Raw genomic sequence first — 9,759 nt, 5'->3', positions numbered from 1 at the left:
TTACCTCTATTATACGACTTTACACAAAGAAAAGCCCTTAGAAACTTGTGTTCTAAGGACTTTGTCTTCAATCTGAAAGAATCTACCAAAATTGGTAGATTCTTTATATTACAATTTACCTGCTACGGCATCCAACAATTCTTGGATCTTAGATTGGTTGCTTCCTCCTGCCATGGCCATGTCTGGTTTACCACCACCACGTCCATCAACGATTGGAGCTAATTCTTTAACCAAGTTACCTGCGTGGATGTCTTTTGTCTTGCTAGCTACAAGAAGGTTGACCTTGTCACCGATGGCTGCGACAAGAACAAGGACGTCTGAGTAGTCTTTTTGCTTCCAGTTATCTGCAAAGGTACGAAGAGCACCTGCATCTGAAACAGAAACTTGACTCGCAATGTAACGGTGTCCGTTTGCTTCTTGAACATTCTTGAAGACATCACCAGCTGCCGCCGCTGCCGCTTTTTCCTTCAATTCTGCATTTTCTTTTTGCAATTGACGGAGTTGTTCTTGAAGTCCTTCAACCTTGTGAGGAACTTCCTTGAGTTGAGGTGCTTTCAAGGTTGCTGCGACTGCTTTCAGCGCATCTTCTTGTTCACGATAGGCTTCAAAGGCTTCTTTACCAGTCACTGCCAAGATACGACGAGTTCCTGATCCAATCCCTTCTTCTTTGACAATCTTGAAGAGCCCAATCTCAGAAGTATTGCCAACATGGGTACCACCACAGAGTTCCACTGAGTAGTCACCAATGGTCACAACACGAACTTCCTTACCATATTTCTCACCAAAGAGGGCCATAGCTCCCATTTCTTTGGCTGTATCAATATCAGTCTCAACTGTTTCCACTGCGATTGCTTCCCAGATCTTTTCATTGACTTGTTGTTCAATGGCACTCAATTCTTCAGGAGTTACCGCTTGGAAGTGAGTGAAGTCAAAGCGAAGGAATTCTACTTCGTTAAGAGATCCTGCTTGAGTTGCATGGTGGCCAAGGATATTGTGAAGAGCGGCATGGAGCAAGTGAGTTGCTGTGTGATTCTTCATAACACGAAGACGACGGTTCGTATCGATTGTTAACGTGTATTCTTGGTTCAAAGTAAGTGGAGCGAGGACTTCAACAGTATGAAGTGCCTGTCCATTTGGCGCTTTTTGTACGTCAGTTACAGTCGCTACGACGTTTCCAGTAGCATCCAAAATTTGACCGTGGTCAGCAACTTGTCCACCCATTTCAGCATAGAAAGGAGTTTCTGCAAAGATCAGAGATGCAGTTCCTTCAGATACAGCTTCTACTTCTGCATTATCAGCTACGATAGCCACCAACTTAGAAGGCAATTGGCTAGCGTTGTAGTTGAAGACACTCTCAACTGTGATGTTTTGAAGGATTTCATTTTGCATCCCCATGGATCCACCTTTGACAGCAGATGCACGCGCACGTTCTTGTTGTTCCTTCATGGCTGCTTCGAAGCCTTCACGGTCTACAGTCATACCAGCTTCTTCAGCGATTTCTTCTGTCAACTCCACTGGGAATCCGTATGTATCGTAGAGTTTAAAGACATCTTGACCAGCAATGACAGATTGTCCTTTTTCTTTCAAGTCTGTTACGATGCCTTGGGCAAAGTGTTGACCTGAGTGAAGAGTGCGGGCAAATGACTCTTCCTCGCTCTTGACAATTTTTTCGATAAAGTCACGTTTTTCAAGCACTTCTGGGTAGTAGCTTTCCATGATTTTTCCAACAGTTGGAACCAGTTTGTAAAGGAAAGGCTCATTGATACCCAATTTTTGACCATGCATAGAGGCACGACGGAGCAAACGACGAAGGACATAACCACGACCTTCATTTCCAGGAAGGGCACCATCTCCAATCGCAAATGAAAGCGAACGGATGTGGTCAGCAATAACCTTGAAACTCATATTGTCGCCATCTTGGTCATAAACCTTACCAGACAACTTCTCCACTTCGCGAATGATTGGCATGAAGAGGTCTGTTTCAAAGTTGGTCTTAGCCCCTTGAATCACCGCTACCAAACGTTCCAAACCGGCGCCCGTATCAATGTTCTTGTGTGGCAATTCCTTGTACTCGCTACGAGGAACCGCTGGGTCCGCGTTAAATTGTGACAAGACGATGTTCCAGATTTCGATGTAACGGTCGTTTTCGATATCTTCTGCGAGAAGGCGAATACCGATATTTTCTGGGTCAAAAGCTTCCCCACGGTCAAAGAAGATTTCTGTATCTGGTCCAGAAGGTCCAGCACCAATTTCCCAGAAGTTGTCTTCGATTGGAATCAAGTGACTTGGATCCACGCCCACTTCAATCCAGCGGTTGTAAGAATCTGTATCAGCTGGGTAGTAGGTCATGTAAAGTTTTTCAGCTGGGAAGTCAAACCATTCAGGACTTGTCAAAAGTTCATAAGCCCAAGTAATGGCTTCGTCACGGAAGTAATCCCCAATTGAGAAGTTTCCCAACATTTCAAACATAGTATGGTGACGCGCCGTCTTCCCTACGTTTTCAATATCGTTGGTACGGATAGCCTTTTGCGCATTGGTAATACGTGGGTTCTCAGGAATAATAGTTCCGTCAAAGTATTTCTTGAGGGTTGCTACCCCTGAGTTAATCCACAAAAGCGTTGGGTCGTTTACTGGAACCAAGCTAACAGATGGTTCTACAGAGTGGCCTTTACTTGCCCAGAAATCAAGCCACATTTGGCGGACTTGTGCACTAGATAATTGTTTCATAATGTCTCCTTTTTACTAATTTGATTGACTTTCTAGCATTTCCACATAGTCTATAGCGACACAGAGGGAAATGACTAGGTCTGCATAAGCGTCCTCAAGAACCGTTACGTTATAGGTAGAGGTCAGATGGAAGAGTTCTTTCCTGATTTCCGCAATCAATTGATCGCGATCATCCAGTAGTTTGAAATTCAAATCCCAGATATTGCCCTCGATACGAAGCCCCAGATTATCAAACTCATACTTATCTCGCCAGAAGGTCAACTTCTTACGAATGACAAAATTCGATCCGTCCTGAAGCTGAATCTCAAAACGAGGAAGTAGAGTCCAAATCTCTTTACTAATCTCACTGACTTGGTTACCAAATGCATCATAGATAGTAAAGGTTTTGGGAATTTTAAAAAATAATCCCTCTACCTGATAGGCGATTTCTCCCCTGTCATCCTTGATAGCGAAGCGTTCGCCTCCAAGACGAAACTTTTGTTTGACAAGAAATGTTTTCATCAACACCTCCAAAAATCAAAAGACAAGCTCATATCACGAAGGGCGAAAAACCGCGGTACCACCTTCATTCAATGAACTTGTCATTCTCTTATTCTTATGCAATTGTATGATTGAGTAGCATGACTTTCTAGCTTAGATGGCTCGCAGCACCGCCATTTCTCTGGACTAAGACAAGTGAAAATCAATTCTCAACTTTCTTATTATAACGTTTTTTTAAGCTTGCGTCAACTGGAAATGATCTTAACCAATAGAATGAGTTAGCAATAAGTTAGCTTGCTGCATTAACCTCTTAGTTTATCTAGATCTATTTTGTGATGTTTGATGAGTTTTAGGCTTATAAATTGAAATTTTAACTCGTGTACGTTTCAAATCAAACTTTTCGTCTGGTTTGGGAATTTGATCAACTACACTTCCTTCAGAAGTCCCCTCAGGCGCACTAGAAACTTCTACTATTTCAATATTAGCTTCTTTAACACCAACAATCTGTTTTAAATTATTTTTGGTAAACTCTAAACTTGAACCTGCATAATTTGGCATTGTAGCACTAGTTCGTTCTTTTGCAATAGTCAAAATAATATCTGATGAATCATTCAAATCATATAAAGTTCCCTCCGACAAACTCTGACGTAAAATTGTACCAGGAGAGTATTCATCACTTTCTTCTTCCTCAACTTTTATATGATTCTCGGTAATTTTTCTACTCTTCAATTCTGATATAGCATCAGATTTACTTAAACCAATAAGGTTTCCAATATATACTTTTGTAGGCTGTGGTCTAGAAGAAGCAGAAGTTGTTGATGAAGTTTGTTTATCTTTAGACTTATTTCCACCAAGAGAAGCTTGCTTTGTAGAACTTGTGGAGGTTGCTGAATTAGATGATTGAGTTGATTGCTTAGTACTATTATGAGATGATTTAGACTTATTCATACCTATGAAAAAAGTTACAATTATCACTAATAAAAGTAAGCTTATAACTATTCCAAAAAACCACTTTATCCTACTAATTTTCTGTCTGCGACGCTCTAATAATTCATTCTGTTCTCTTTCTTCCTGCTGTTTTATTTGAAATTGCTCTGTAGCCAATCGCTTTCTTTCTGCTTCTCTCTCTTTCTCCAGTAAATACTCATTCCAGTCAGCTTCTGCTTCTGCTAAGAGTATCTGAATTCTCCCTCTCTCATTTTCTGATTCAGCTTTGGCCCACAGTTTTTTTAAATCAAATATATTATCTTTATATTGTTACTCAATACGTAATTCTAACTCTCTTTGATGTCGAGATTCCTCATCCCATTGCCTCTGACGTTCTAACTCATTTCTCTCTTTTAATGTTTCTTGTTGTTCTCGAGCAAGACGATTTTGTTCATCTAGTGCTGCCTGTTGTTTTTGGTTAGAAAACTGCTGTTCCCATCTCTGCTATTCCAACAAGTTATTCTGTCTTTTTAGCTCTTGATTCAATTCTTCTTCTCGACGAGCTTTTTCCCAATCATTCAAATTATTCATAGCCTCTCCTAATTTGCATTATAACCATGTTCTTTAGATTTTAATACTTTCTTCCAATATCGTTCACGTTGAAGTGCCTTTTGTTTTCCAACTTCATTCTTTGGAAAAATCTCTAATAAACTATATTGAAAATACTTTTTAATATAACTTATTCCATATTTTTCGACTATCTCACACAATCTTTTATTCGGATATCGATTTTCTTCCATTTCGGATTTATCATAGCCTTCACTTAAGTATGTAGACCATCTTCCGTAAACTCCATTATCTCCATAAGCAGAACCGACATAGAGCTTTCCTGTCTTAGAATCAGTAATGACATAGACACCATAAACAGCTGAAAGATATTGTCTCCAAGAACTATTTGACCAATTTTTCTTTAATTCTTGATAAGAAAATGAAATATTTTCATAACCTGGAAAATGAGACGTTTGATTAAAATAAGAAATACTGTTTACAGATTCTACTACAACTGATTCAATTATTTTAGGATTAACATAAAACCATGATTGACCTGTATTAGTATGATTAACCAAAACTTTTTCTATAAACTTATCATACTCTTTTAATCGTTCAGCTAAAGCGAACTTAACATGATGGTTCCTATAGGTCACTTGCTTTATCTGACTATTCGTTTCTTTTATAAGATAAGCACCAACAAAAAGCCATTTATGATACTCTACTTCTATAAATTGAAACTGAATTTCATTTCTACGATTTCGACTTTTTTTATCTGAACCATTACTTAAAATCCATGGTAAAAAATCTTCAGATCCACTGATATAATCATCAACAAAACTATAATCATCCCAATTCTTGTTAAATCGTAACTTAATACGATACCCTTTATACTCCGATTGTGACAATAACTCATTAAATCTGAAAATATCCTTCAAATATATCTTTTCATTCATATTGTATTTCTCTTTTATTTATATGGAAAATTTTGCATAATCTCTCTTATATCATTATATAGAAGGTCTTAATAACGGTCAAGGGCTTAAATATTTTTTTCAAAGGTTTATTGAGAATTGAATTTTTTCAATTTCATACTAACACTTCCATCTGATTCAAAAGAAAAAACGAACCAGCTTAACTGATTCGTTTCGTTACTATCACTACTTCCGATACATCTTGAATTGTAGGAAGAGGTCGCTGTATTTGCCTGTCCATTTATGATTAAATTTCTCATAAACTTCTAGGTGTTTCATGGTTTCAGCATCTGGATAGAAGGCCTTGTCTTCTTTTTTCTCCTCTGGGAGCATTTCCTTTGCAGCTGTATTTGGTGTTGAGTAGCCGACATACTCTGCATTCTTCAAAGCATTTTCAGGTTTCAACATAAAATTGATAAATGCATAGGCTGCATCTTGGTTTTTGACTGTTTTTGGAATGACCATATTGTCAAACCAAAGGTTGCTGGCCTCTGTCGGAACCACGTAGCGGAGGTTTTCATTTTTCTCCAGCATCTGACTAGCTTCCCCTGAGAAGGTCACACCGATTGCAGCGTTATTCTGAATCATGTAGCCCTTCATCTCATCAGCAACGATGGCCTTGATATTTGGAGTCAGTTTGTAGAGCTTATCCACTGTCTCCTCTAACTGCTGGGTATCCTTGGAGTTGAGGCTATAACCCAAAGAGTTGAGCCCCAGTCCCAATACCTCACGCGCCCCATCAAAGAGCATGATGGAGTTTTTGTACTCAGGCTTCCAAAGGTCATCCCAATGCTCAGGCGCTTCATCAACCATGGTTTCATTGTAGACAATTCCCAGGGTCCCCCAGAAATAAGGGATAGAGAATTTATTGCCTGGGTCAAAGGACTGATTGAGAAACTCTGGTCCGATATTTTCAAGACCTTCAAGTTTTGAATAGTCAAGCGGTACCAAGAGGTCTTCGTCCTTCATCTTGTTGATCATGTATTCACTTGGGATAGCAATATCATATGTCGTTCCACCCTGCTTGATTTTGGTGTACATGGCTTCGTTGGAGTCAAAGGTCTCATACTGAACCTGAATTCCTGTTTCTTCTGTAAACTGAGTCAAGAGTTCTGGATCGATATAGTCTCCCCAGTTGTAGATAACCAGTTTTTGACTATCTCGACTATTGATTTTACTATCTAGATGAGTTGTAATTCCCCACAAGACTAGGATAATGGCTACAATTCCTGCTAAAAATGAATAGAGTTTTTTCATGCTTGCTCCTCCTTCTCACGTGAGATAAAGTAATAGCCAACAACTAGGATAATACTAAAGAGAAAGACAAGGGCAGACAGGGCATTGATCTCTAGCGAAATCCCCTTACGAGCACGAGAGTAAATCTCGACTGACAGGGTTGAAAAGCCATTTCCCGTTACGAAGAAGGTCACGGCAAAGTCATCTAGCGAATAGGTAAAGGCCATGAAATAACCTGCAATGATAGACGGTGTCAGATAAGGAAGCATAATTTCCTTGAACATTTGAAATTGACTGGCACCAAGGTCATAGGCCGCATGAATCATATCGCCATTCATTTCCTTAAGTCGTGGCAAGACCATCAAGACCACGATAGGAATGGAGAAGGCCACGTGACTAGAAAGAACTGTCAAAAAGCCAAGTGAAAACTTGAGTTGGGTAAAGAGAATCAAGAAGCTGGCACCAATCATAACATCAGGCGCAACCATGAGGATATTATTGAGTGATAGAAAGGCTTCTTGGTATTTCTTACGAGACTGGTAGATGTAAATAGCACCAAAAGTCCCGATAATGGTCGCTATCAAGGCTGACAGGAAGGCTAAGAAAAAGGTCTGGGTCACAATCAACATGAGGCGACCATCGCCAAACATGGTTTTAAAATGGCTCAAGCTAAAGCCTGTGAAGCTATTCATGTCGTTGCCTGCGTTAAAGGCGTAGCCAATCAAGTAAAAAATCGGCAGGTAGAGGACAAGAAAGACTAGTCCCAGATAAAGGTTGGCAAATTTTTTCATCGTTCTCTCCTTTCCTTAGTCACCCACATGGTGATGAACATGGTCAGGATGAGAATCACACCAATTGTAGAACCCATACCGTAGTTGTCATTGGTTAGGAAGTTCTGCTCAATAGCTGTACCCAAGGTAATAACTCGGTTCCCACCAATCAAACGGGTCAGCATAAAGAGACTCAAGCTGGGGATAAAGACCGACTGAACCCCACTTCGCACCCCATTCATAGACAGAGGGAAAATGACATGACGGAAGGTCTCCCACTTGGTCGCACCCAGGTCGTAGCTGGCATTTATCAGATTGTTGTCCATATCGTCCAAGACATTGAAAATGGGCAAAATCATAAAGGGAAGCTCGATGTAGCTTGCGACAAAGATAAAGGAGAAATCGGTAAAGAGCAACTGTTGCGAACCAATTCCGATAAATTCCAAAAATTGGTTAATGGAGCCATTTTGACCAAAAATCCCGATAAAGGCATAGGCCTTAAGGAGCAAATTAATCCATGTTGGCAAAATAATCAGCATAAGCCAGAGTTGACGGTGCTTGAGACGGGTCAAAAAGAGGGCTGTCGGATAGCTGATAAGGAGGGTTACAAAAGTCACAATCCCTGCATAGAGTACTGAGTTGAAACTCATTTTAAGATAGGTCAAGTTTTGTGACGCAAAGTAGGATTTATAGTTTTCTAAACTGAACTGACCTTCGATGTTGAAAAATGATTGTCCAAAAATCAAGACCAGGGGTGCCAATACAAAGAGCGCAATCCAAAGCATGTAGGGCACTACAAAGAGTTTAGAGCTTGTTTTCTTCATCTCTTTCCTCCTCAATAGCGTTAATCAAACCTGCTTCTTGCTCTTCGATTTCTACGTATTCTTCGATACGAGCATCGAACTCTTCTTCTGTTTCATTGAGACGCATGATGTGGATATCCTCTGGCTCAAAGTCCAGACCGATTTCCTCACCAACGATAGCCTTACGAGTTGAGTGAATCATCCATTCATTGCCCAATTCATCATAAGCGATGATTTCATAGTGAACCCCACGGAAGAGCTGGGTATCGACCTTAACTTGGAGCTTACCTTCTTCAGGAAGAGTAATACGCAAGTCCTCTGGACGAATAACGACCTCAACAGGCTCATTTGGTTTCATCCCCCCATCAACCGCTTCAAAGCGTTTGCCATTAAACTCAACCAAGTAGTCCTCAATCATGGTTCCTGGCAGGATATTTGACTCACCGATAAAGGTGGCAACAAAGTGGTTAATCGGCTCATCGTAGATGTCCACAGGTGTTCCAGATTGGACGATTTCCCCATCATTCATAACGAAAATCCAGTCACTCATGGCAAGGGCTTCTTCCTGATCGTGAGTGACAAAGACAAAGGTAATGCCCAATCGTTGTTGCAGTTCACGCAGTTCATACTGCATGTCTGTTCTTAATTTCAAGTCTAGGGCTGATAGAGGCTCATCTAGCAAGACCACACGGGGTTGGTTGATGATGGCGCGGGCAATAGCCACACGCTGACGTTGTCCTCCAGAGAGTTTACGGATAGAACGCTTTTCATAACCTTCCAACTGAACCATCTTGAGAACTTCCGCTGCACGTTTTTCGATTTCTTTCTTGTCAATCTTACGCAAGCGGAGTGGAAAGGCAACATTTTCAAACACATTCATGTGTGGAAACAAGGCATAGGATTGGAAGACCGTATGGACATCTCGCTTGTTGGTTGGGATGTCATTGATTCGGACACCGTCCAGCAAAATATCTCCTGTCGTCGCATCCAGTAAACCTGCAATGATGTTTAGGATGGTTGATTTTCCTGAACCAGATGCGCCTAAAAGAGTGTAGAATTTCCCTTCTTCCAACTCAAAGTTGATGTCTTTGAGAACCTTGGTGTTGCTGTCTTCAAAAACTTTAGAAACGTTTTTGAATTCAATAATTGGTTTTTTCAATTGTCATTTCTTCCTTCTTTTTCATAGATTAACAGATCAGGGCTCTGTCAGGCCGCTACTACCTCTTGTAGGAGATTGAACTGCCTACATTCTTCTGCGCTAACGATAGGCTTTCACCCCCTTTCCATGACATA

8 protein-coding genes are annotated in these 9,759 nt (G+C 40.5%); all 8 read right to left on the bottom strand.

The features are described from left to right. Positions 1 to 108: 108 nt before the first annotated feature. The 8 genes from alaS to M1F37_RS03515 all read right to left on the bottom strand — a co-directional run bounded on the left by alaS (position 109) and on the right by M1F37_RS03515 (position 9,625). Positions 109 to 2,727 (bottom strand): alanine--tRNA ligase, encoded by a 2,619-nt coding sequence (alaS, locus tag M1F37_RS03550; protein ID WP_247934742.1) that lies wholly within the window; start codon positions 2,725 to 2,727, stop codon positions 109 to 111. Positions 2,728 to 2,742: 15 nt separating this feature from the next. Beyond that, a complete protein-coding gene (locus M1F37_RS03545) occupies positions 2,743 to 3,228 on the bottom strand; it encodes an LURP-one-related/scramblase family protein (RefSeq protein WP_247934741.1) in 486 nt (161 codons plus the stop codon). Between the two features lie 294 nt (positions 3,229 to 3,522). Beyond that, complete coding sequence (locus M1F37_RS10110) at positions 3,523 to 4,311, bottom strand: PASTA domain-containing protein (RefSeq protein ID WP_247934740.1); 789 nt, start codon at positions 4,309 to 4,311, stop codon at positions 3,523 to 3,525. A 422-nt stretch (positions 4,312 to 4,733) separates the two neighbouring features. Beyond that, positions 4,734 to 5,639, bottom strand: coding sequence for a GIY-YIG nuclease family protein (locus tag M1F37_RS03535; RefSeq protein WP_247934739.1), 906 nt, complete (start codon positions 5,637 to 5,639; stop codon positions 4,734 to 4,736). A 204-nt stretch (positions 5,640 to 5,843) separates the two neighbouring features. After that, complete coding sequence (locus M1F37_RS03530) at positions 5,844 to 6,914, bottom strand: ABC transporter substrate-binding protein (protein WP_247934738.1); 1,071 nt, start codon at positions 6,912 to 6,914, stop codon at positions 5,844 to 5,846. Beyond that, positions 6,911 to 7,684 (bottom strand): ABC transporter permease, encoded by a 774-nt coding sequence (locus tag M1F37_RS03525; RefSeq protein ID WP_000712740.1) that lies wholly within the window; start codon positions 7,682 to 7,684, stop codon positions 6,911 to 6,913. The genes M1F37_RS03530 and M1F37_RS03525 overlap by 4 nt, the downstream gene beginning before the upstream one ends. Further along, positions 7,681 to 8,487 carry an ABC transporter permease gene (locus M1F37_RS03520; RefSeq protein ID WP_000753801.1) on the bottom strand — a complete coding sequence of 269 codons (807 nt, stop codon included), beginning with the start codon at positions 8,485 to 8,487 and terminating at the stop codon, positions 7,681 to 7,683. Before M1F37_RS03520 ends, M1F37_RS03525 begins: the two co-directional genes overlap by 4 nt. Then, positions 8,468 to 9,625 carry an ABC transporter ATP-binding protein gene (locus tag M1F37_RS03515; protein ID WP_247934737.1) on the bottom strand — a complete coding sequence of 386 codons (1,158 nt, stop codon included), beginning with the start codon at positions 9,623 to 9,625 and terminating at the stop codon, positions 8,468 to 8,470. Before M1F37_RS03515 ends, M1F37_RS03520 begins: the two co-directional genes overlap by 20 nt. Positions 9,626 to 9,759 lie beyond the last annotated feature (134 nt).

The organism is Streptococcus mitis, from assembly GCF_023109105.1.
Lineage (GTDB): Bacteria > Bacillota > Bacilli > Lactobacillales > Streptococcaceae > Streptococcus > Streptococcus mitis_BW.
This window is presented reverse-complemented; position numbering and strand designations above follow the sequence as displayed.

Bases quoted from the DNA above. Each gene is read 5' to 3' on its own strand.
- M1F37_RS03525 (WP_000712740.1), bottom strand. From the start codon at position 7,684: ATGAAAAAATTTGCCAACCTTTATCTGGGACTAGTCTTTCTTGTCCTC.
- M1F37_RS03530 (WP_247934738.1), bottom strand. From the start codon at position 6,914: ATGAAAAAACTCTATTCATTTTTAGCAGGAATTGTAGCCATTATCCTA.
- M1F37_RS03520 (WP_000753801.1), bottom strand. From the start codon at position 8,487: ATGAAGAAAACAAGCTCTAAACTCTTTGTAGTGCCCTACATGCTTTGG.
- alaS (WP_247934742.1), bottom strand. From the start codon at position 2,727: ATGAAACAATTATCTAGTGCACAAGTCCGCCAAATGTGGCTTGATTTC.
- M1F37_RS03545 (WP_247934741.1), bottom strand. From the start codon at position 3,228: ATGAAAACATTTCTTGTCAAACAAAAGTTTCGTCTTGGAGGCGAACGC.
- M1F37_RS03535 (WP_247934739.1), bottom strand. From the start codon at position 5,639: ATGAATGAAAAGATATATTTGAAGGATATTTTCAGATTTAATGAGTTA.